This is a genomic window from Brevibacillus sp. MER 51 (genome assembly GCF_023714195.1).
In the GTDB taxonomy this organism is placed as follows: Bacteria; Bacillota; Bacilli; order Brevibacillales; family Brevibacillaceae; genus Brevibacillus.
Genome location: NZ_JAMAUS010000008.1, coordinates 1 through 20,997, shown reverse-complemented (window position 1 = coordinate 20,997; position 20,997 = coordinate 1). Strand labels below are relative to the sequence as shown.

Annotated in this window: 20 protein-coding genes and 1 rRNA gene; 4 read left to right on the top strand and 17 right to left on the bottom strand. The window is 48.2% G+C overall.

The annotated features are described in order from the left end of the window. Positions 1-2: 2 nt before the first annotated feature. The 3 genes from M3630_RS17645 to M3630_RS17635 are packed head-to-tail and all read right to left on the bottom strand — an operon-like array spanning position 3 to position 4,149. A complete protein-coding gene (locus tag M3630_RS17645) occupies positions 3-863 on the bottom strand; it encodes an ABC transporter permease (RefSeq protein ID WP_173609867.1) in 861 nt (286 codons plus the stop codon). Continuing rightward, a complete protein-coding gene (locus M3630_RS17640) occupies positions 860-1,786 on the bottom strand; it encodes an ABC transporter ATP-binding protein (RefSeq protein ID WP_173609866.1) in 927 nt (308 codons plus the stop codon). The genes M3630_RS17645 and M3630_RS17640 overlap by 4 nt, the downstream gene beginning before the upstream one ends. Further along, positions 1,783-4,149 (bottom strand): DUF7408 domain-containing protein, encoded by a 2,367-nt coding sequence (locus M3630_RS17635; protein WP_251252925.1) that lies wholly within the window; start codon positions 4,147-4,149, stop codon positions 1,783-1,785. The genes M3630_RS17640 and M3630_RS17635 overlap by 4 nt, the downstream gene beginning before the upstream one ends. Before the next feature lie 203 nt (positions 4,150-4,352). Here M3630_RS17635 and M3630_RS17630 point away from each other — a divergent pair, with 203 nt between their 5' ends. After that, complete coding sequence (locus tag M3630_RS17630; protein ID WP_251252924.1) at positions 4,353-5,171, top strand: hypothetical protein; 819 nt, start codon at positions 4,353-4,355, stop codon at positions 5,169-5,171. 43 nt (positions 5,172-5,214) lie between these two features. Here M3630_RS17630 and M3630_RS17625 read toward each other — a convergent pair whose 3' ends face one another. After that, entirely contained in the window at positions 5,215-6,180 is a 966-nt protein-coding gene (locus tag M3630_RS17625) for a proline dehydrogenase family protein (RefSeq protein WP_251252923.1), read from the bottom strand. Between the two features lie 127 nt (positions 6,181-6,307). On the opposite strand from M3630_RS17625, the gene pdxR (M3630_RS17620) reads away from it, so the two are divergent. After that, positions 6,308-7,741 carry a MocR-like pyridoxine biosynthesis transcription factor PdxR gene (gene pdxR / locus M3630_RS17620; protein WP_251252922.1) on the top strand — a complete coding sequence of 478 codons (1,434 nt, stop codon included), beginning with the start codon at positions 6,308-6,310 and terminating at the stop codon, positions 7,739-7,741. Positions 7,742-8,262: 521 nt separating this feature from the next. Here the strand turns inward: pdxR (M3630_RS17620) and M3630_RS17615 are convergent. The 8 genes from M3630_RS17615 to pdxR (M3630_RS17580) all read right to left on the bottom strand — a co-directional run bounded on the left by M3630_RS17615 (position 8,263) and on the right by pdxR (M3630_RS17580) (position 16,123). After that, entirely contained in the window at positions 8,263-8,817 is a 555-nt protein-coding gene (locus M3630_RS17615; protein ID WP_173609861.1) for a glycerol-3-phosphate responsive antiterminator, read from the bottom strand. Positions 8,818-8,830: 13 nt separating this feature from the next. Then, positions 8,831-10,501: a glycerol-3-phosphate dehydrogenase/oxidase gene (locus M3630_RS17610; RefSeq protein ID WP_251252921.1), complete on the bottom strand. Its 1,671-nt coding sequence runs from the start codon at positions 10,499-10,501 to the stop codon at positions 8,831-8,833. Positions 10,502-10,648: 147 nt separating this feature from the next. Beyond that, positions 10,649-12,148, bottom strand: a complete 1,500-nt coding sequence (gene glpK, locus M3630_RS17605) for a glycerol kinase GlpK (protein WP_251252920.1) — start codon at positions 12,146-12,148, stop codon at positions 10,649-10,651. Positions 12,149-12,199: 51 nt separating this feature from the next. Then, complete coding sequence (locus tag M3630_RS17600) at positions 12,200-13,030, bottom strand: MIP/aquaporin family protein (protein WP_173609858.1); 831 nt, start codon at positions 13,028-13,030, stop codon at positions 12,200-12,202. A 215-nt stretch (positions 13,031-13,245) separates the two neighbouring features. Then, positions 13,246-13,668: a YvaD family protein gene (locus M3630_RS17595; RefSeq protein ID WP_251252919.1), complete on the bottom strand. Its 423-nt coding sequence runs from the start codon at positions 13,666-13,668 to the stop codon at positions 13,246-13,248. Continuing rightward, complete coding sequence (locus M3630_RS17590) at positions 13,665-14,027, bottom strand: DMT family transporter (RefSeq protein WP_048034755.1); 363 nt, start codon at positions 14,025-14,027, stop codon at positions 13,665-13,667. The genes M3630_RS17595 and M3630_RS17590 overlap by 4 nt, the downstream gene beginning before the upstream one ends. Further along, positions 14,027-14,611, bottom strand: coding sequence for a TetR/AcrR family transcriptional regulator (locus M3630_RS17585; RefSeq protein WP_173609856.1), 585 nt, complete (start codon positions 14,609-14,611; stop codon positions 14,027-14,029). The genes M3630_RS17590 and M3630_RS17585 overlap by 1 nt, the downstream gene beginning before the upstream one ends. A gap of 90 nt (positions 14,612-14,701) precedes the next feature. Next, positions 14,702-16,123, bottom strand: coding sequence for a MocR-like pyridoxine biosynthesis transcription factor PdxR (gene pdxR, locus M3630_RS17580; RefSeq protein WP_251252918.1), 1,422 nt, complete (start codon positions 16,121-16,123; stop codon positions 14,702-14,704). Positions 16,124-16,240: 117 nt separating this feature from the next. Here pdxR (M3630_RS17580) and M3630_RS17575 point away from each other — a divergent pair, with 117 nt between their 5' ends. Then, positions 16,241-16,819 carry a GNAT family N-acetyltransferase gene (locus M3630_RS17575; protein ID WP_251252917.1) on the top strand — a complete coding sequence of 193 codons (579 nt, stop codon included), beginning with the start codon at positions 16,241-16,243 and terminating at the stop codon, positions 16,817-16,819. A 181-nt stretch (positions 16,820-17,000) separates the two neighbouring features. Beyond that, positions 17,001-18,278, top strand: a complete 1,278-nt coding sequence (locus M3630_RS17570) for an erythromycin esterase family protein (RefSeq protein WP_251252916.1) — start codon at positions 17,001-17,003, stop codon at positions 18,276-18,278. Between the two features lie 73 nt (positions 18,279-18,351). On the opposite strand, the gene M3630_RS17565 is transcribed toward M3630_RS17570, so the two are convergent. From M3630_RS17565 to M3630_RS17545, 5 genes are all read right to left on the bottom strand, one after another. Then, complete coding sequence (locus M3630_RS17565; RefSeq protein WP_251252915.1) at positions 18,352-18,774, bottom strand: SRPBCC family protein; 423 nt, start codon at positions 18,772-18,774, stop codon at positions 18,352-18,354. After that, the gene (locus M3630_RS17560) at positions 18,771-19,100 is read right to left on the bottom strand and encodes an ArsR/SmtB family transcription factor (RefSeq protein ID WP_015893276.1); all 330 of its coding nucleotides are present in this window, start codon (positions 19,098-19,100) and stop codon (positions 18,771-18,773) included. Before M3630_RS17560 ends, M3630_RS17565 begins: the two co-directional genes overlap by 4 nt. Before the next feature lie 66 nt (positions 19,101-19,166). Next, entirely contained in the window at positions 19,167-19,589 is a 423-nt protein-coding gene (locus M3630_RS17555; RefSeq protein ID WP_251252914.1) for a DoxX family protein, read from the bottom strand. A gap of 238 nt (positions 19,590-19,827) precedes the next feature. Further along, positions 19,828-20,496 carry an MBL fold metallo-hydrolase gene (locus tag M3630_RS17550; RefSeq protein ID WP_251252913.1) on the bottom strand — a complete coding sequence of 223 codons (669 nt, stop codon included), beginning with the start codon at positions 20,494-20,496 and terminating at the stop codon, positions 19,828-19,830. Between the two features lie 377 nt (positions 20,497-20,873). After that, a 23S ribosomal RNA gene (locus M3630_RS17545) occupies positions 20,874-20,997 on the bottom strand; the annotation flags it as partial.

Sequence of the window (20,997 nt, the reverse complement as noted above, 5' to 3'; positions counted from 1 at the left end):
GCTTATTGCTCCTCTTTTACTTTGCGAAATCTCGGTTTCACTGGCTGAATGAGATAGATGGAGAGTAACAGGCAGAACAGTGTAATAATCCCGAAAAACAGGCAGTAAACCGCGTACGGGTCCACATTCCCAATCCTGATCTGCGGCCCTTCCTCAAAAATGTTCAACATCGCAAACAACGGGTTAAAATTATGCAGGAGATGTGGCCAGTCTGGCATAGGCACGGATGACATGCTACCGGACCGACGCTGGTACCGAATGAACTCTTTGATAATTTCCGCCAGTATGCTCGACCCAATCGCACATCCGAATACCACGGCATAAGTGACAACCGTAGCGATCCCAGTCCGTTTGATCAGCGTGGACATGAGCACACCAATACTGCCGATACCAAACATCGTAATGACGTAAAAGCCAAACACCTTGATCACTTGTGCAGGTGAAATTCCTCCATACAAAAAGACGATGGCATAGAGCGGGATGGTCGCAATGACCAGGAAGGTCATGAAGCTGAGTGACGCCAGCCATTTGCCTAAAATCAATCGTGTGGCGCTGACATTCGTGGTCAACAGCACACTTAACGTCTGGCGTTCGCGTTCCCCGGAAATCACACCTGCCGTCAGTCCCGGCACGACGAAGCAGATCATCCCGAGCTGAAACACAGACAGCATCATGAACAGCTCGCGTGTATCATTCGGGTTGTAGTAGCTGCCACCATTTGTCATAAAGAAAATTATCGTGAGCGTCATTGCGCCCAAAACGAGCAAATAGAGCAGGATGATCCACGGTGACCGATTGGTCCGCATCCGCATTTTCCATTCATTGAACAAGACAGGGTTGTGAAATCGTCTCAAGTCGCTCATGAGCCCACCCCTTTCGTAATTTCCAGGAAGATTTCTTCCAAATCACCTACTGCCTCATTAAACGCGGCGACAGGATAGCCTGACACCGCAAGCTCCCGCAGCAGCTCCACCTGTTCTTCGTCATTGCCTGAAAAGCCTGCAACGACCCAGTTCCCTTCACGTGTCACCCTGGTAATGACGGGCATTTCACGCAGGCGCGTCATTGCTTCCTCAACCCGATCCAACAGGCGGATGCGCAATACCCGCTGTTCTTGCATTTTCGAGTAAATCTCATCGACTCGTCCAAAGGCAACCAGATTGCCTTCCTCCACAATCCCGATGACGTCGCACATCTCTGCTAGCTCAGGTAATATGTGAGAGCTAATAATAATCGTTTTGCCCATGTCCCGCAGTTCCTTCAAAATCTCCCGCAGCTCAATGCGTGCACGAGGGTCCAAGCCAGAAGCAGGTTCGTCCAAAATGAGCACTTCCGGGTTGTGAACCAGCGAGCGGGCCAATCCAAGGCGCTGCTTCATCCCCCGCGACAACGAGTCGACGAAGGCATCTCGCTTGTGCGTGAGATTCACCAGCTCTAGTAACTGTGGAATGATTTGTTTTCGCTCTGCTGCCGGAATATCGTAATTCGCACCGTAAAAATCGAGGTACTCTTCTGCTGTCAAATTGTCGTAGACACCAAAAAAGTCAGGCATGTAGCCGATCAGCTTGCGTACTTCCTTTGGATGCTTGGTCACTTCGTAGCCACCTACGTATGCTTTCCCACTGGTTGGCTCCAATAAAGTCGCCAAAATGGACATCGTCGTGGATTTTCCTGCTCCGTTCGGACCGACAAAACCAAAAACGGTACCCTTGTCAATTTCGAGTGAAAGTCCTTTTAATGCTTCCATTTTGCCGTAGCGCTTGCGCAAATTTTGGATCTGGATCACTTCTTGCTCACCTTCCCTTCCACACTGACACTTGGAACCCCAATGTGGCGATCATCCTCAAACTGGTGGGCAAATTTGATGCGGACAATGCCGTCGCCCGAAACATAAGTAGTGGTCTTATCGCTTGTCATCACGTTGTTCATGAATGCTTTTTCAAATGGTTCGAAAGCTTTTGTCTTCCAGTTATAAACTTCTTTTCCAAATGTCGTATTGTCCTCTGACCAGGTGTACAGATACAAATTGCTGATGGCAAGCTCCTGTCCTTCCTGATTCAAATTAATGTCAAAGGTAATGTCCCCGGCAGGTAGTCTAAAGCCATCTCCGAAATCATCCACTGGAACGGAGCTTCCCGACATCGTCACATCAAATGATCCCGTCGGATAATAAATCTGTCCGTCTTTAGATGGATTCACTTGCAGCGTCGAAGTGACCATCGCGATGCTGCTGTTCTCCGTATTTTCGTTTGGTACGACAGCCTCAACGATTTGCTCATCGGTCCAGCCCACGAGCTTTACCACTTCTGACGGACCACTACGTCTGTCCAGCATTTCCACGATGACTTGCTCACGCGTTTCACTTTCATAGCCATTCGATTGCATATGCTGCGGCAGCGCATGCCCCATATTCATTCGATGTTGATTCCGTCTTGCTTGTTGTTGAGGGGCAAACGGCAAGTTCACTTCGATACTGCTGCCAGCCGCCAACTGTGGAAACTCTTGTACCTGCATACCTGTCGAGATCGTCACGTCTCTTAGCGAGTACTTCGTATGATTCGTCACGGTTCCTTTCAGTGCACCGTTCTCATACGACAGGTTCGATTCTATTTTTCCTACGTCCGATAAGGTTTGCTCCGTCGCAACCTTGCGCATCGACCAGAATTCTACATCTCGGAAATCAATATGGGTCTGATCTGGCTGTATGGAAATCCACGTTTTCGGAACTTGATCGATATAATTGCTTTCAATGATGGGTTGGGTCATGCCCTCTCCCTTTAAAGTCAAACGATAGTCGTCATTACTCGGTACGAATAATGCGGTTACGCTCACCGCATTCGCCTGTCCGTTGTTTTGGAGCTCTACATAACCTACCTGGTGCAGCTTTACACCCACCCCCCGCTGGATGGCACCAATCGAGAAGATTCCGATTCCCGCCAACACCGAAAGGGCAGGGACGATCACCCACATGTAGCTTTGCTTGCGTCCTCTCCGCAAAATATAAAAAAGAACTGGCCCTACAACCAGGGCATAAATTCCGAAAAATACTGCAAACCAGCCAACCTCCGGGATTTTTAAGGATGGGACGCGATCAGCAGCATCCCGAAGCGGCCATACGTTGTCGATCATGCTACTATTTGAAGCATTCATGGATGAACCAAAAGCCTTTACTAATGTATCTGCCCATAAGCGACTGTTTCCCGCCCAGCTGGCTACTGGTTCGGCCGCCAAATCATAGGCGACGTACAATACTTTTCCGGCTCCCACGTTATGTACAGCCATCAACGGAATAGTTCCTTCGCTATACAAAACTTTCCCTGCCTTCAATGTCCCATTGCTTACAGTAAAGGGCGATGTCAATGCGACTGGACTGGTCTTATCCACTTTTAAACTAGAGAGTGTCTGTACACTCGTCACTCCTGTCACTTCTACTGGTGACAAGTCACCCAAAACGCCTCCAGATTTCTTGTATTGTGCTCCTCCAGCTAAAATCAGCATCCCGCCAGCTTTCGTCCAATCCCGAATCGCTTTGATCTGCTGTTCATTCAATGAATCCAAAGCAAAATTGTTGATAACGAGCATATTCATCATCTGGAGCTGTGTACCTGTCACTGGCATATTGTCTGCCTTCATCGTCAAGAGCTGGACAGAGTTATGAATAGAGCCTTTTGGCAGGACTCCAAGAAAGTTAGCTGTATCGGGGTTTTCTGCCAACACACCGATCATCAGCGTATCCTCGCTGTATGAATTGCCTGTTATCGGCGTTTGCGCAATCACCTTGCTATCTTGCATCAAGGCCACAAAAGAACTGCCTTGCAGCTCTGATCCAGGAACCAGAATCGTTACCTGCTTGGTCACTCCGCTTGCAATTGAAACCGGCTGATAATTGGCAACTGCGAAGCGACTGTCTCCCCGTTCTCCCGTGGCGACAAAAAGCTCCCCTTCGATATCCGCCCCTCCATTTTTCACCGTGACGACAACGGGAACCATCCCCGTTTGCCTGTACTTCCCTTCAATTCCGACTGATACTCCCAGCTGAATGTTCCCCTCTGCCAAGGCTGTTCCCGTTACCCCAAAAGGAACACCTGCTACTAACAGGAGGAACGCACAGAAGGCCAGAAGCCACCGCTTGCACTGCGCCGTTTTCATTCGTTCAAAACCTCCACGGACCATTCTTTTTTATTCCTATCTTTTCTTCTCATACAGTTATTGACGTTATTTCCAGACAAATAGCTACAATTTTTTAAAAATGAAATCGATGAATCGACAAGGGCGAAAGGATTTATCACAGACTGTGGTAAATCATATCTAAAACATAAAAGGCATGAATAAGGAAGAGTGGTGAAATGTAAATGTCTACGTTTTCTTGGAATTTGCGAGATGCGTCAGGCCGTTCCCTATCCCTGCTTTCGACTGCAAGCGGAAGTGAAGAAATTCAGTATGATCCGATCATGAATGGGTCTATGACGTGGCAAATTTATAATGGCCCTCGGTATCAAAAGCCGTTGTCTTACACAATTGGGGAATGGAAGACGCTTGCTGTGGAGGTTCAAGCAAACCAAGCTGTCGTATATTTGGGAGAAGACCCTGCGCCTCAGTTGTTCATTTCCCATCTACAGCATGGAACTTCACTTGAGAAAATCGGCTTCTGGAACTACTTGCCTGCCTACATTCGGAATCTATCGGTAACAGAAATCGTCCCGGCCGATGCCTTGCCTACCAAGACGGATCGGCAACAGCTCGCAGCTGAGGGTTATCTAACAGAATGGCTCATTTCAAAGCCGTACATCGCTAGTGATCAGTCTGTTGTCTTAACAGATTGGACAAGTGCAGTCGTCGAAGAAAATGGGACACTCAATTTCAATCGACTCTTCCCAGCAAAGCCTGGGATGACTGTACAAGCCAAAAGCACGATTACAGTTCCCCATGAGACTGTGACTCAACTCCATTTTGGCTTCAGCGATCATCTGCGACTTTGGGTGAATGAAGAGGAAGTGCATCAGGGCGTGTGGAGATGGAATCCACCAGCGAGTGACGGACGAATTCGAAGCAAGTACGCCCAAGTATCTGTTCGCCTCCACGCAGGGGTAAACACGGTTCGGGCAGAGATCATGAATCAAGAGCAGTTTGGCTGGGGAATTTGTGTGAAGGCAAGACAGAATGAAAAATAGAAAAAACGTCAAGATCATGCTCTGACGTTTTTTCGTAATCCTTCTATGACATGCCATACCCTACATCCTGAAGTCTCGCCGTATCAAACATATCGGCTATCGCCTGATGCACATGAGGAGGATGCTCCGCCAGTCGATGACACAAGTACAAGTACCACTCTGTCCCATATGTGAGGTACAAGCGCACTGGAACCCCTTTTTCTCGCAAAACATGAGCCAGCTCAGGGCGAACCCCGTATAACAGCTCGACCTCTACATTCGGTCGATGCAAATAGTCTCGACCGTCTAGGGCGTCTACAATCGCTTGGTCGTGCGTGGCGAGTGAGCATTCACGCCCGGCTCGTACACACATATCAGCCAGCTCCAGGTATCGTTCGTTCAACTCCACTGAACGCCCCAATGCGATTTCCTGAGGTTCCTTGAATGCGCCTTTAACCAAACGAATTTTCCCCGGGAGTCCGAGCACCCGTTTCACATCATCCAGCGAGCGGTGCAAATGTGCTTGAATCGTAATGCCCACATTTTCATGTCGCTGTGCCAAGCGCTCATACATGCTAATGATCGCCTCTGTTTTCGTCGATTCCTCCATGCTGATCATCAAATAGTGGCCGCTATGTCTTGCCCGCTCTGCCAACTCTTCTACGTGGGCAAACGCCAGCTCTTTATCCAGTAACAAGCCGAGATGGGACAAATCAAAGGAGATTCCGACTGGTGTATGTAGTTGGGAGCAATCCGCAGTTAGCGCAAGAAACTCCCGCTGCGCTTCATGTACAATCTGCGAATCCAGCGTATTTTCACCAATGTGTTCCATTGATAGACGGTAGCCCAATTTTTCCAGGCGTTGGGCTATTTTTATTGCATCCGCACGCGTTTCGCCTGTCACATAACGTTTCGCAGCAGTCAAAAGCAACGGATATAGCAAGGGCGATGTTCTGACCGCTTCCTTGATTCGTTCATCACGGGCGATTGTACGCAAAATGTCTGCGGTTCTTCTCTCTTCTGGTGTCATCCTTCTCTCTCCTTTGGCAGTGGCATTCCTCTTCTCTTCTATCACCCTACCATGGTACGCTTGTATGGATTAGGTCCAGTTTCCCACAATTTCGAGAGGACCAGTTGCGTAAGGAGGCTCACACGGCTTGCTCTGGATAACCATTGACCGAGAGAAACCGATTCCGTTAATCAGACAAATTTATTCTGAATTGCGCACAAAGATTTTGAGCGGAGAACTTGCAGCCGGCTTCAAGCTTCCATCTACCCGAAAAGTAGCAAGCGAACTGCACCTCTCTCGCAATGTGGTACTAGAGGCGTACGAGCAGCTACTAGCCGAGGGCTACATCGAGAGCAGACGTGGCTCCGGGTATTTCATTGCCTCGGGCATTTATTTGGAACAGCACGCCCGGATGACAGGGGCTGGGGCTGGGTTGCCGAAAGTGGACCAGCATTTAAACGAAGACGAGAGCAAGCTAATCGATTTTCGTTCTGGTGTTCCTGCTCTGGAGCGTTTTCCTCGCAACCTCTGGGGCAAAACTGTCCAGCGTGTCTGTCAGGAAGCACCGCTATCAGTCTTTGGCTATAATCGTCCCGAGGGACGTACGGAGCTGCGCACAATTTTGTGTCGCTATTTGTATCGAACGCGCGGCGTGCAATGCGACCCCGAGCAAATCATTATGACATCCGGGGCTACTCAGGCGCTCACCCTGATTGCCAATGTGCTTCTCCGTCCTGATAGTCACGTAGTCATCGAGGACCCGATCACGCACGATATCCAAAGTATTTTCACCAGGACAGGCGCTCGTTTACTGCCTGTTCCGACAGATACCTACGGGATGGATATGGAACAGCTACCGTCATTGTCTGCCCATCGCCCCCGCTTCGTATTTGTCACGCCTTCCCATCAGTTCCCGCTAGGCGGCACCATGCCCATCCAGCGAAGACTTCAACTCATTCGTTATGCACGGGAAGCTGACTGCTACATTGTCGAGGATGATTACGACAGCGAGTTTCGTTACGAAACTGCTCCTATCAGCTCCATTCAGGGACTTGCCTCGGAGCGTGTTATCTACATCGGTTCCTTTAGCAAAATCCTTTCTCCCGGACTGCGTCAGGGATACCTCGTCCTGCCAAAAGCATTGGTAGCCTCCTATCAGCAGGCAAAATGGCTATCCGATTTGCACGCCCCTTCGATTGATCAGCTTGCCCTCGGGGTTTTTATCGAGGAGGGGCATCTAGAGAAATACGTGAATCAGGTAAAAAAGCTGTACAAAAAACGCCGTCAAAGCTTGATTGATGCTCTTCAACTGGCTTTTGGTGATGGCATTCGGATTTGGGGGGAGGCCGCTGGACTGCACATCGTAGCTGCTTTTCCCACGGTTCACTTCACACCTGACGTCCTGGCTGCGCTGGAGCAAGCCGGAGTGCGTGTCTACCCGGTCGAGGAGCACGCCATTGTCAAAGGCAATCATACAGATAAAATCATTCTCGGATACGGCAATACCAATGAGGCACAGATCGAAGAAGGGGTCGAGAGGATTAGGGCTGTTTTAACGAGAATGCTTGCAGATTCTCCATGATTTCCACCCGCTATCCTTCTCAATTCCCCAAAAGAAGAGCCAAATCTCTCGAGTCCATCTCAAGATTTGGCTCTAATTCTACTACTTATCTGTTAGCGAAAGCGTCTGCAGCAGCCAGGAGGGCACCAACGACAGTGATCCGGGCATCTCCGTCTGTGGTCAAACTCCCAACTCCGGTAAGGTCTCTGCCATCCTCCTCCACGATCCCATCCTGGTGGCCGTTCCCGATCTCTTTGCCAAGGGTAATAAGAAGAATGTCCTTCCCGCGAAGAATACGAGGATTGCCATTGAGAGCTTTGATAATTCACGCAACCGCCTTCTTTCCTCTTATTTTTGCTGACTATATGTGTATATGCACGGTGACGTTCATCCGCATAGACTACTGACCGTTATCCAAATAAAAGGGTATCTACCTATCTCCCCTATCATCGTCATCTACCTATTTTCTTGACGGACAAACACAAAAAAACCGGTATTCCTACAGACAGGAATGACCGGCTTTTGACTACCCTGATATGCCCTTATGATTTCGTCCACAGCTCTCTGCGGGAAGTGGTTACAGAAGTTGCACCCGCTTGAATGGCGCGATCAACATCATCCATCGTGCGAATAAATCCTCCAGCGATAACTGGAATTTTGGTTCGTTCAGTAATTTCTTCGATCAGGTGGGGAATGATTCCTGGCAAAACCTCGACGTAATCCGGCTTGGTTCTCTCCAACTGGGTAAGGCTGCTATCTAATGCCATCGTATCAATGAGAAAAAGTCGTTGGATGGAAATGAGTCCTTTTTTCTTGGCAGCAAGAATAGCACTGTTCCGTGTGGTGATGATTCCTTCGGGCTGTGCTTCTTGCGCAAGAAACTCCATCGCGTATTCATCAGACTTCAAGCCGTCAATGAGATCAGCATGGATCAGCAGTTTTTTCCCGAACGCTCTAGCCCGTTTTCCCAGTGGCTTTACTTGCGCTACATGGGCATTCAGCAAAATAATGCGCTCGTAGCAGCTCTCCATGAGTTCATCAAATTCTTTTAATGTCCGGGCTGCTGGAAGTATGACTTGATTGATCTGGTTTGCCAATCACGAATCACCCCTATTGAAATGTTTTCGCAAGATGATATTCCTCTTCAAACGCTTTTATTTCATGTTCTTTTCTCTCATCCGACCATTGCAGCTCATGAGCGAGCTCTTCTCCCACCATTCGATACACTGGCTCCAGTGTATCCCTCTCGAAGAATAGTCTGCCACTGCGACGAATCAGAAAATCGCTCATGGTCATAACCATTTCTTCCTCTACAGCGTAGCGCAGTTCTGCTTTCAACAGTGCTTCGATTGGAGACACATTTTGATCATTTTGTGTCAAAAGCTCCTGGCACATGGTTACGATTTGCTCACTGTTGCTTCCATATTTCCCAACCAGAACGCGGATTTGCTCCTCGGTGATTCCCCATTGGCTCAGCCGCTCTGCCTGTGCTTTCACAAATACAGGAATCTTCGCTGCTGAGTCAAATTTTCCGCCAGAGAGGACGATTTTGTCTGTCCGACAAGCTCCAAATGCTCTGCCCTCTTCTTCGGTCAACTGCTTGACCACTACATCGACAATGCGCTCGGCCATCTTGCGGAAGCCCGTCAATTTTCCACCTGCAATCGTAATCAACCCGCTTTTGGAATAGAAGATCTCGTCCTTGCGTGACAGTTCGGATGGGGACTTGCCATCTTCATGGATCAACGGTCTGAGTCCTGCCCAACTGGAGCTGACATCCTGTTCCGTCAGCTTCACAGAAGGGAACATCTCGTTCGCGGCATTCAATACATACTCCATGTCTTCTCTCGTCACCGTTGGCCGCTCCAGTACACCTTTGTAATTCGTGTCAGTGGTACCGATATACGTACTGTTATTGCGCGGAATGGCAAACAGCATGCGTCCATCGGATACATCGAAATAAACAGCCTGTTTCAACGGCAATCTGTTATATGGCACGACCAGATGGACACCTTTTGTCAGGTGGAGGCGCTTGCCGTACAGGGAGTGGTCTTTTTCTCGAAGCTGATCCACCCAAGGACCTGCTGCGTTGACGATTTTTTTGGCATGGAGATTGTACTCCGCACCTGTAAGCAAATCCTTCGCGCGAATTCCGATGACCTTGCCGTTCTCATAAATAAAGCCAATGGCTTCCGTATAGTTCACACAGAGCGCTCCGTGCGAGCTTGCTGTTTTCATGACCTCAACGGTAAGTCTAGCATCATCTGTCCGATATTCGAAATAGAGCCCGCCGCCCTTGAGAATATCTCGGCGCAAAAGCGGTTCTGCCTCCACGGTTTTCTGCTTGTTCAGCATGATGCGTCGTTCTTTTCTTTCGACTCCAGCCAACACATCGTACACATACAAACCAATAGAGGTTGCCAGCTTGCCATAGGTACCATTTTTCACGATTGGCAAAATCATTTTTTCCGGGATGACGATATGTGGCGCATTGCGATACAAAATAGCTCGCTCCCGGCCTACTTCCCGCACCAGCTGCACATCGCCCTGCTTCAAATAGCGCAATCCTCCATGAACGAGCTTGGTAGAGCGACTGCTGGTGCCCGCAGCGAAGTCCTGTTTTTCCACGAGTCCAACGCTAAGACCTCTCGAGGCTGCATCGAGGGCAATACCTGCTCCCGTCACCCCACCGCCAATTACCAAAAGATCGAGCTGCTTGTTTGCCATTTTATCAAGACAAGCCTGGCGTTGACTTGAAGATAATGCATGTTGATCGTTCATCGTTCTCCTCATCCTCTCTAAAAGAAAAAGACAGCCAATATCCAAAAGAAGCAATGCAATGTCATTGCCCTTCTGATACTGGCTGTCTCCGTAGTCTCCACAGCATGATTAACTTATCTCTAACTTTAGACCTCTTTTATGCAAAAATCAATGCCTAATCTTGTAACCCATCGTTGCCGTAACAGCTTGCTTCCAACCTGCGTACAGCTCTTGGCGCACTTCCTCTGCCATATCTGGTGAGAAGGAGCGCTCCACCACTTTGTTATTCACAATATCTTCCTTGCTGCCCCAATACCCGACGGCAAGCCCTGCCAGGTAAGCTGCTCCCAGTGCGGTCGTTTCATTGACACGCGGACGCTCTACCTCTGAATTCAGGATGTCGGACTGGAACTGCATCAAAAAGTTGTTTGCCACGGCTCCACCATCTACCGCCAGCTTTTGCAGCCGGATGCCGGAATCAGCCTCCATCGCTTCAAGCACATCCCGTGTCTGATAAGCCAAAGACTCCAGCGCTGCCCGAATCAAATGATCTTCCGTCGTTCCGCGGGTCAAGCCGAAGATCGCGCCTCTAGCTTCCATATCCCAATAAGGCGCTCCCAAGCCAACAAAGGCCGGAACCATATAAACACCATCTGTACTGTCAACAGCGAGTGCGTGCTTTTCCGAATCCGATGATTTTTCGATCAGCTTAAGTCCGTCACGCAGCCATTGAATCGCCGCACCAGCCACAAAAATACTGCCTTCCAGGGCGTACTCTACCTTGCCATCCACTCCCCAGGCAATGGTTGTCAACAACCCGTTTTTGGATGCAACTGCCTTTTCTCCGGTATTCATCAGCATGAAGCAACCTGTTCCGTATGTGTTTTTGGCCTGCCCTTCCGCAAAGCACGCCTGCCCAAACAGCGCAGCCTGCTGGTCTCCGGCAATCCCGGCAATCGGAATCTGGAATTCGAAAAGCTTCTCGTCTGTGTAGCCGTACATTTCGCTGGAAGGACGGACAGCTGGCAGCATGGCTTTCGGAATTTGCAGCATGCTCAACAGCTCGTCATCCCACTCCAGGGAATGAATATTAAACATCAACGTGCGTGAAGCATTGGAATAGTCGGTCACATGCACCAGACCATTGGTCAGCTTCCAAATCAGCCACGTATCAATGGTTCCAAACAAAAGGTCGCCTTTCTCTGCTCTTTCCCGTGCTCCCTCCACATGATCGAGCAGCCATTTTACCTTTGTGCCAGAAAAGTAAGCGTCTATCAACAGTCCTGTCTTTTCACGAACGGTTTGCTCATGACCTTGCTCTTTCAACTGGTTGCAAATATCGATGGACTGTCTGCTTTGCCATACAATCGCATTGTGGATGGGCTTTCCTGTGTGCTTATCCCATACCACGGTTGTTTCCCGCTGATTGGTAATCCCGATTCCTGCGATTTCTTCCGGTTTCACATGATTCTCCAGTAAAACCGCTTTCAAAACCTCCAACTGTGATTCCCAGATTTCCTCGGCATTGTGCTCTACCCAACCCGGCTTCGGATAGATTTGCGTGAATTCCTTCTGGGCAACGCCGATAATAGCGCCTGATTTATCGAATAAAATAGCGCGGGAGCTCGTGGTTCCCTGATCGAGGGAAAGCATATATTTATTGTCCATGACAACTTCCTCCTTACTCATTTGGAATCGCATTCATTCTTTCCTGTATGTCTAGGAACGCGCACTTTCGGATGCGATTCGCTCCTTGCTGCCGATTGATTTTTTGGTTGTCATGCCGACCACGATAGCAATCACCATGAAAGCCGCTAATGCTATTACACCTGTCAGCGAGTGGTCTGTAAACGTCCATTTGTAAAAAAATGCTCCACTTACAGCTCCAATGATAGGTCCAACAACAGGAATCCATGCATAGCGCCAGTTGGACTTTCCTTTGCCGTGGATGGGCAAGAGAGCATGGGCGAGACGAGGTCCTAAGTCACGGGCCGGATTAATCGCATAACCAGTAGTACCGCCAAGAGACAAACCGATTGCAACAATCAGGAAACCAACAATAAACGGATTAAGTCCTTCTGCAAATTTATTCGCTCCGATCGCCAGTAGACCGAGCACCAAGAAAAACGTACCTAAAATTTCGCTGAAGAGATTTGCGACTGTATTGGGAATCGCGGGACCTGTTGCAAATATCCCCAGTTTGGCTCCGGCATCATCCGTCTCACGCCAATGCGGGTAATAAAAGATCCAGACGAATGTCGCTCCCATAAACGCCCCAATCAGTTGAGCCGCTATATAGCCTGGCACTTGCTCCCACGGAAATTGACCGATGCTAGCCAGTGCAATGGTAAGTGCCGGGTTCAGATGCGCTCCGCTAATGCTTCCTACTGCATAAGCTCCGCAAGCAACTGCCAGCCCCCAACCTAGCGTAATCACAATCCAACCGCCGTTTTGGGAATACGCCTTTTTCAAGTTCTGTCCGGCGCAAACACCTGCCCCCAAAATGATCAAGATCATTGTCCCGATCAGTTCCCCTACATAAATGGACATGCCCCATCCTCCCCCTTTTTGGAAAAATTGTAAACCCACTTCCGTAAAGCGCTTACAATTCGCCAACTCCTTTGTGATTTGACTGGAGAGAAAATAAAAAAGCTAATACCCGCAACCCAAGAGCGAATGCTCTCATTTTGCAAATATTAGCTGATCTCCCAATCTCCACAGCACTATTAACTTAAGACTACTATATAGCCACGGCTTAAAATTTGTCAAGAATTCCTTTCCTTCACTTTTGCCAGTTCTCGCATCAAGCTCGGCAAAAAGAATAATGGGTAAATCAACAGGTACAGGTTCGGAATCCACCAGGTCCAATCAAAATCTGCCTTGAACGCCCAAAAAGCGATTGCCTGCAAACCCGAACAGGACGTCAAAACGAGTGACAGCATGGCGAGCGGCTTCCAGATGTGCCGCCCTCTGCGATAAGCATACAGACTGGCAAAGCCCGTGATGGAAATGAAAATATCCAATGGAAAAAAGGACAGGTTCCATGCGAGCAAATTGGGGTCGTAGTAATCCTGATACAAGTATTCTACAGGGAGAAGCTCCAAAAATGTAATGAACCAGTACACGACAAAAGCCACATCGGTGACCCAGAAGAACACTAGCATTGTCCTTACATTTTTCTCACTCATTTCGCCTCAGCTACTCCTGTATCTTTAGAAGATTGTGCGTGAGAGCTGTCCCCCAGATTCAACAGCACACAGCCCACGATGATCAGTCCGACAGCAATTACTTTTTTGACAGTGAAGGCATCCTTGAAGATCACCACACCAATAACCGCGATGATCGCCGTGCCGAGACCTGACCAGATAGCATAGGCAGTCCCGACCTCCATTTCCTTGAGCGCCAGGCTCAGCGACGAGAAGCACAAAATATAAAAGATAAACATCATCACACTAGGGACAGGCTTGCTCAGTCCGTCAGACAGCTTCATCGATGTTGTTCCAGCCACCTCTAGTAAAATAGCCATTAATAGATAAACCCAACTCATTATGTTCCTCCTGCTTCCTTGTTTGAAGATGAAGAATCCACGATACCGCCTAGTAAAATGTCGATGACCGCATCCAGTGCATCGCCAATCGTCATATGATGCTGGTTCGCTAACTGTTGATCAATCAGTTGGTTGAGCGTCCCGGTATACATCTGAATCAAGATCGGGAGCCGGATACGACGAAACACGCCCTCCTCTACGCCTTGCTCCAGAATGATCCGAACATGCTCCCACTCCTGTTGATTGAACTCGTCGATCAGCTTCCATTGCTCGGGATAGTAGCGCTTCAGCTCGTACCACACGCGCAGGTCGGTTCGCGAGAAGTTGTTCGGAACCAGAGCCAGAAGCTGTCGCATTTTTTCTACCAAATCGAGGTCAGGATCATGCAAAATCCGATCTTCTGCTTTACGCAAATCCTCGATGTTTTCTTCAATGACTTTAGTGATCAAGGCTTCTTTGGATGGAAAGCTCGTATATAACGTCTTGGTGCTAACACCTGCGCGCCGAGCTAAATCGGACATAGTGAAACGGACGCCCTTTGTCTCAATCTCATGATAAGCGCATTGGAGGATTCGCTCCTGCATGTTCTTATCCCCTTTCGAAAACAAGGAAAATATTTTGTTTTTCATATTTTCTATAACGTACTTTTAGCATAACGGTGTACGCTTGCCTTGTCAATAACCGTCAAACCACGCTTGGCTCAGTGCCTTGATACCGGGATCGATTTTTTCCAATGGAATGCCCGCGAAGCCGAGGAAAAACTCTTTTGGCAGGGGATTGGGTGGTACCAGCCATGTAAACGATGCCGACGAGGCTCTCACGCCTGCCTTAATCGCCAGCTTTTTCAACTCCTCTTCGCTTCGCTCGCTGTGTACCCGCAACAGGACATGAAAGCCCGCATCAGCTCCGATGACTGTCGCTCTTTCGCCAAAGTGCTTGTGCACAGCCAGCAGCAGCGCATCATGCTTTTTGCGGTACAGCTTGCGCATTTTGCGAACATGCTTTTCGAAATATCCTTTTTCCATAAAAGCTTCCAACGTCCGCTGATGCAGACGGGATGAGGATGGTTCCAGCAGTGTCTCGCGCAGCAGGCTATAGTACGTGTCCAGCAGAGATTCTGGCAAGACCATGTACCAAATGCCCATCGCTGGCGCCAACACCTGCGCAAAGCTTCCCATATAAATAACACTCGCATCCGGGAGCAAGCCTTGCATGGACGGAATCGGTCTGCCATGGTAACGAAACTCTCCGTCGTAATCGTCTTCGATGATGTACCCTCCCACACTTTTGGCCCATTCGAGCAATTGGAGTCGCTTGGATATAGGCATGATCATCCCACGTGGGTATTGATGAGCAGAAGAAACGGCAGCCAACCGAACCTCTGACTCATAAAGGTCACTGACGTTAATTCCGTCCTCTGCAAGTGAGATCGGCACCACGTCGTAGCCGTGCTGGCGAAACGTATTGGCAAACAGCAAATACCCCGGATTTTCTACGCCGATGCGTTGGAACTGTGGCTTTACCATCAGACAGATCAGGGACAGCAAGCCAAACTGGTCCGCCCCAATCACCACTTGATTCGGTGAACAAGCGACACCCCGATACCTGCGCAAGTAGTCGGCGATTTGGCTCCTGAGTCCAGCCTCGCCTTGTGGGTCTCCATAAAAAAGATTCTCCTGCTGCTCTATGTGAAGTGTCTCATTGTACAAACGCCGCCAAATCATCGTTGGAAATAACGAAAAATCATTGCGGGAGAGATGAAAGTCATAGACGTATTCCCGCTCGTCACGCAATATTGGCCGCTGGATGGTTTGAATGCTCGCACCAGCACCCGGCTTCACCTCAGGATCAGGCAATTTCTCCACATAGTACCCACTGCGCGGTTTGCTTTGGATAAAACCTTCCGCCAGTAGCTGCTGGTATGCCATTTCGACAGGTGTTGTGCTTAAGCCCAGCAGGTCAGCCAGCTTGCGAATGGACGGCAGTTTGCTACTCACCGCCAAGCGTCCTGCGACGATCTCCTTTTTCAAATAAGCATAAAGCTGTACGTATTGCGGCTCGTTGTCGTTTTCCTGCCAGTTTGGGGTCAAGAGCATCTCGATTTCCCCCTCCATCTGTCCTTTTCATTTTTACAAAACTGCATATTTTCAAGTATACACTTGCTCGTTATCCTAAGAAAAAGAAGTTTTGAACGAACAGGGAGGACAACGACTATGTCTATGTCACGACAAGAAAATACAAATGCAGCGGTTCGCTTTTTGGAAGGAGAACGCGTCTTTTTGCGACCGATTGGCACAGAAGATACCGAATTATACTTCCGCTCCTTGTTCAACAAGGAAACGCGTATGCTGACCGGTACCCAAAAGCATTTCACGCGTGAGCAAATCCACCAGTACATCGCAAACAAAGGCCAGGACTCTTCCAGTGTCCTCTTATTGATCTGCCTGCGTGAAAATGATCAGGTGATTGGCGACGTCCAAATTGGCCATATCGATCCGAATAATCGCAACGCTTTTATCCGAATTTCTATTGATCAGAGTGCCTATCAAGGAAAAGGCTACGGAAGTGAAGCCCTTTTGCTGATGCTCGATTATGGTTTTGGCATCCTCAATCTGCACCGCATCGAGCTAAATGTATTCGCCTTTAACGAACGCGCCATCCACACGTATGAAAAGCTCGGCTTCCAGCGGGAAGGCGTACAGCGACAAGCGCTTTATTACAACCATGCCTATCACGACTCCATTCTCATGTCCATGCTGGCAGATGAGTATCGGGCGAAGTATTTGAAATAGCAAGTGAAAAACGCACCGGGGGATACCGATAATCCAACCCAGGTGCGTTTTTACATTTCGGCTTGGTCTCCACAGAAAAGGATTCACTGTAGGTAAATATGACCAGGAAAGAGTATAATTATTTAAATGGTAAGAAAATCCACCCGTTTCCCAGTAATCCCTTCAAGAAAGAGAGATTGATATGAAAAGAAAACTCCTGGTCGCCCTAGGCTTGTCCATCGTGCTGAATGTATTGACGGGTTTCCAATCTGCATCAGCCAACTCCTTGCAACAGTCTTTGCAATCTACGCTTGTCCCTGTTTCAAAAATGGAGCTTCCTGCAAAAACCATCATCGGGTTTGGAGAAGCTACGCATGGCAACAAGCAATTCACTACGCTTAAGCTAGATATTTTTAAGCATTTGGTAGAAAAACAAGGTTATCGCGTATTTGCCATTGAAGGTGATTTTGGCGGTGGGCAAAAGGTCAATGAATACATTTTAGGCGGAAGCGGAACTGCACAGGATGCCGCAAAAGCCATCGGATTTACGATTTACCATACAGAAGAAATGGCCGCTCTTCTCTCTTGGATGCGCACCTTTAATGAGCAACGAGATGCCAAAGATCAAATTCATTTCTATGGCTTTGACATGCAACGCTACGACCATAACAAAAGCGGGCTATTCTCCTATTTGAAAAAAGTTGATCCGACACTCGCCACCAAGTACGAGAAGCTGCTTACGAATCTGAATGATCAGACGGTGTATGATCAAAAGATCGCCCTCGTACAGGAAGCGCTCACTCACATAAAAAGCTTGATGGAGCAGATGAAACATAACCAATCTGTTTACATCGCGAAAAGCTCTACGAAAGAATATGAGCTGGCTACTGCCTTCGCAGAATCCATCAAGCAAAACGCCACATTGCGCGGAACAAACACGAACTATGGCAACACCCGTGATCGCTATATGGCGGACAAAGCAATGTGGATTTTATCCTTTGAAAAGAAACATTACGGTCGCAACAACATATTCATCGCCGGACATAATGGACACATTGAAAAGACCTCCACTACCGCAGGAATGACAACCTGCATGGGGGCACATCTCGCAAAAGCCATGGGGGACCAATATTACGCAATCGGAAGTGAATTCTACGAAAGCACCTTCCTTGCAAAGGACACCACTACCAATGAGCGCAAAGCATTTACTGTAAAAAATAGTGGCAAAGATCGGCTGGCTGTTCTGTTTGCACAGACAAACATGGCGGATGGATTCCTTGATTTTTCCAAAGCAAAGCAGCATCAGGATTTTTACACCTATCTGAATAAAGCCCAGTCCATCAGTGCAATTGGTGATGTCTTTAGTGGATGGTACGGAAAAATGGAGAAGACGTATACGTTGCAGATGGTTCCAGCAAAAGCTTTTGATGCGATCATCTTCGTGCGAACTGCTACTCCTTCGGTTATGATAACGGATTAACGGGTGGAGATTTGCCTGGTTAAAAAATTACGGCAGCCAATGAAACTGGCTGCCGTTTTTTGTGGGTATGCGATTATTGCTCCAATACCTTTTCAAGCTGACCGCACCAATTGCTCCAGCCATACTTGGCTCCACCCAGTGCTTGAGCATTTGAGATTCCGGTTTGTTCGAGATGAAGGTTAACCTTTCCGTTCCCTAAATCCTGCAACGTCCAGGTGACCGTGTGCTTTTCTCCTCCACTGCACCACGTATAGGACAACCGGTGTGGTTCTTCCACGATAAGCACTTCGCCGTCAACAATTCCATCCCAATATTCGGTCGGCTGAGTGCGAAACTGAAAGTGATGTCCGATGACGGGCTTAAAATTATTTTCCATCGCCTGTCCGGTATGGATATTAACCATCCACTTGGCAAGCTTGTTTGCATCGGTTAAAGCGGACCAGAGTTTCTCCATCGATGTCTTGTACTGAAAATCCAGGGATAATGTTAAACTCATTCTTCTTCCTCCTCTAAAAATTGGTTCAAGCGCAACATATTCGTGCTCCAGAACTGCGTATAGAAAGCCAACCAATCTTGAATTTCTCTAAGTGGAGCGGCGTTTAGCCTAAATCGCGTTTCTCTGCCGACTTTTCGGTCAAGTACCAGTCCGGCCTCTTTCAGGATTGTCAAATGCTTGGATACCGCTGTACGCCCCATTTGAAACTGTGCCGTTAATTCATGAAGCGGCATCTCCTCTGCCTCTGCTAACAGGCGAATCAGTCTACGCCTGGTTGGATCTGCAATCGCATCAAACACATCCCGTAACGGGTTGTTCTCGCTCACAACACTCCCTCCAAAATCTGATTTTCTGTAGTATGGTGGGGACAGCCGTTAATTTCTGTAACCTCCCTAAAGTTTGCGGCTCATCGGACGTAGCGCCCACGAGGCGATATTTAGCGCAGCGTACGAAAGCGGAAGGATCATGTAAAACCCGTACGCTCCATAATCGTTCGCCAGCGCATGAGATAAAGCCGCACCAGTCATTAAAAAGAAGATACCAGCGTGAACCCATTCTTTAAGCCGAGGAAAACCTGGGATGATGAGAGCAATGGCTCCAAGCACTTTCCAAACCCCGAGAATGGTCAAGATGTATAGCGGGTAACCAAGATTCGTCACTAACTCGATGTTTCCCCCAAATTGCATCAGCTGTCCAATACCACTTAGCATAACAGCTACTGCGAGTAGTAATGTGACTGACCAATAGGCAATCATTTTTCCTCGGGGATTGGTTTCTGCTTTCGCGATTGTTTCCACACCATTACTTTGACCCATATGTTTCCCCCTCATAATGGTTTCAAATGAAACTTATTCAAATTCCAAACTTTCCAAATGACTAATTCCTAATTGGACACCAAATAGTGTCACTTTGATAATACGACACCATTTGGTGTCATGTCAATAACGTTCTTTACCAAAGCCAGTGTATTTGTCACCTGACTGCATGCTAAAAAGCCCCGGCGCGTTCATGCCGGAGCTTGGTGATTGTCACTCGATTCTGGATAACTGCCTGTTAACGTAACCCTTGACTAAGTTCTACGAGCTTATCCTTCACATTTCCAGTGCTAAGTCCCCCGTGGTAACAAATCACAGATGAAATGTCGAGGTCTACATACTTTTTCAACGAGAGTCTAGCTGCATTCATATCTGGTGTGGTCGGGACATGAATACCTTCGAGAAACCCATTTACACTGTACATCGAATCCCCGGCAATGAGGGTCTTGCTTTGCTTTACATACAGGCTGATATGACCGGGAGTATGCCCAGGAGTATGGATGACGCGAATCCCGCCGCAAAACGGCAGTTCCTGACCGTCGCTCACGGTATAGTCCACTCTGCCTTTTGGAGGATTCTCAAGGTGCCCGTCTTTTAAAAGTGGGAATTCCCCTTGAATATACGGCTTATCCAGTTCGTGTGCATACACATGAACCTGATCCCCATACTCCTGCAAAATCTCTGGAAGACTACCGATATGATCCACATCCTGATGCGTCAAAATCACAGCTTTTAGTTTGTTGAACGGTACCCCTGTCTTTTCCATGGCCACGCGTAAATCTTCCATTTGTCCAGGGAATCCGGTGTCTATTAAAACAGCCATGTCTTGATCCCACAAAAGAACAGGATGAATGATATTCCCATGAAAATCTAGATGAAGCATTTCTACTCCGTTTGAAATTTCCATTTATCAGACCACCATTCGTAAAACTTTATTTTTACGTAATTTTATATTATTATGTTGGTTCCGTTTTTGTCAACATCTGTAAACTCTTCTGTATAAAGTGCTCAAGATAGCAATCCAAAAGAAACGAACTTCGGTCAGATTAAGCAGCGGGCGTTCGCGAGGCGAATGCCTTACGCTCTTGAACGTGAAGTTGAAGACATTGAAGCCATGATCGATGCCGCTAGAGGTACGGCTTATCGTTGAATTTAACGCTTTAGTCTTCCGGTGAATACTGGGAACGTGGTTGTTTCGAACCGATCATAAAAAAAAGCCATTCCTTAAAGGAATGGCTTCTTCATTCATTCAAAACTGGATCTGCATGATCGATTGCTAAGTGTGTGGATAAGTCCTCGACCGATTAGTATTCGTCAGCTCCACGCGTTACCGCGCTTCCACACCGAACCTATCAACCTCATCGTCTATGAGGGGTCTTACCAGCTTGCGCTGTGGGAAGTCTCATCT

Bases quoted from the DNA above. Each gene is read 5' to 3' on its own strand.
- M3630_RS17590 (WP_048034755.1), bottom strand. From the start codon at position 14,027: ATGAGTTGGGTTTATCTATTAATGGCTATTTTACTAGAGGTGGCTGGA.
- M3630_RS17575 (WP_251252917.1), top strand. From the start codon at position 16,241: ATGTCTATGTCACGACAAGAAAATACAAATGCAGCGGTTCGCTTTTTG.
- M3630_RS17550 (WP_251252913.1), bottom strand. From the start codon at position 20,496: ATGGAAATTTCAAACGGAGTAGAAATGCTTCATCTAGATTTTCATGGG.
- M3630_RS17625 (WP_251252923.1), bottom strand. From the start codon at position 6,180: ATGACACCAGAAGAGAGAAGAACCGCAGACATTTTGCGTACAATCGCC.
- M3630_RS17565 (WP_251252915.1), bottom strand. From the start codon at position 18,774: ATGAGTTTAACATTATCCCTGGATTTTCAGTACAAGACATCGATGGAG.
- M3630_RS17555 (WP_251252914.1), bottom strand. From the start codon at position 19,589: ATGGGTCAAAGTAATGGTGTGGAAACAATCGCGAAAGCAGAAACCAAT.
- pdxR (WP_251252918.1), bottom strand. From the start codon at position 16,123: ATGCTCTTGACCCCAAACTGGCAGGAAAACGACAACGAGCCGCAATAC.
- M3630_RS17635 (WP_251252925.1), bottom strand. From the start codon at position 4,149: ATGAAAACGGCGCAGTGCAAGCGGTGGCTTCTGGCCTTCTGTGCGTTC.
- M3630_RS17570 (WP_251252916.1), top strand. From the start codon at position 17,001: ATGAAAAGAAAACTCCTGGTCGCCCTAGGCTTGTCCATCGTGCTGAAT.
- glpK (WP_251252920.1), bottom strand. From the start codon at position 12,148: ATGGACAATAAATATATGCTTTCCCTCGATCAGGGAACCACGAGCTCC.
- M3630_RS17630 (WP_251252924.1), top strand. From the start codon at position 4,353: ATGTCTACGTTTTCTTGGAATTTGCGAGATGCGTCAGGCCGTTCCCTA.
- M3630_RS17595 (WP_251252919.1), bottom strand. From the start codon at position 13,668: ATGAGTGAGAAAAATGTAAGGACAATGCTAGTGTTCTTCTGGGTCACC.
- M3630_RS17645 (WP_173609867.1), bottom strand. From the start codon at position 863: ATGAGCGACTTGAGACGATTTCACAACCCTGTCTTGTTCAATGAATGG.
- M3630_RS17600 (WP_173609858.1), bottom strand. From the start codon at position 13,030: ATGTCCATTTATGTAGGGGAACTGATCGGGACAATGATCTTGATCATT.
- M3630_RS17585 (WP_173609856.1), bottom strand. From the start codon at position 14,611: ATGCAGGAGCGAATCCTCCAATGCGCTTATCATGAGATTGAGACAAAG.
- M3630_RS17610 (WP_251252921.1), bottom strand. From the start codon at position 10,501: ATGAACGATCAACATGCATTATCTTCAAGTCAACGCCAGGCTTGTCTT.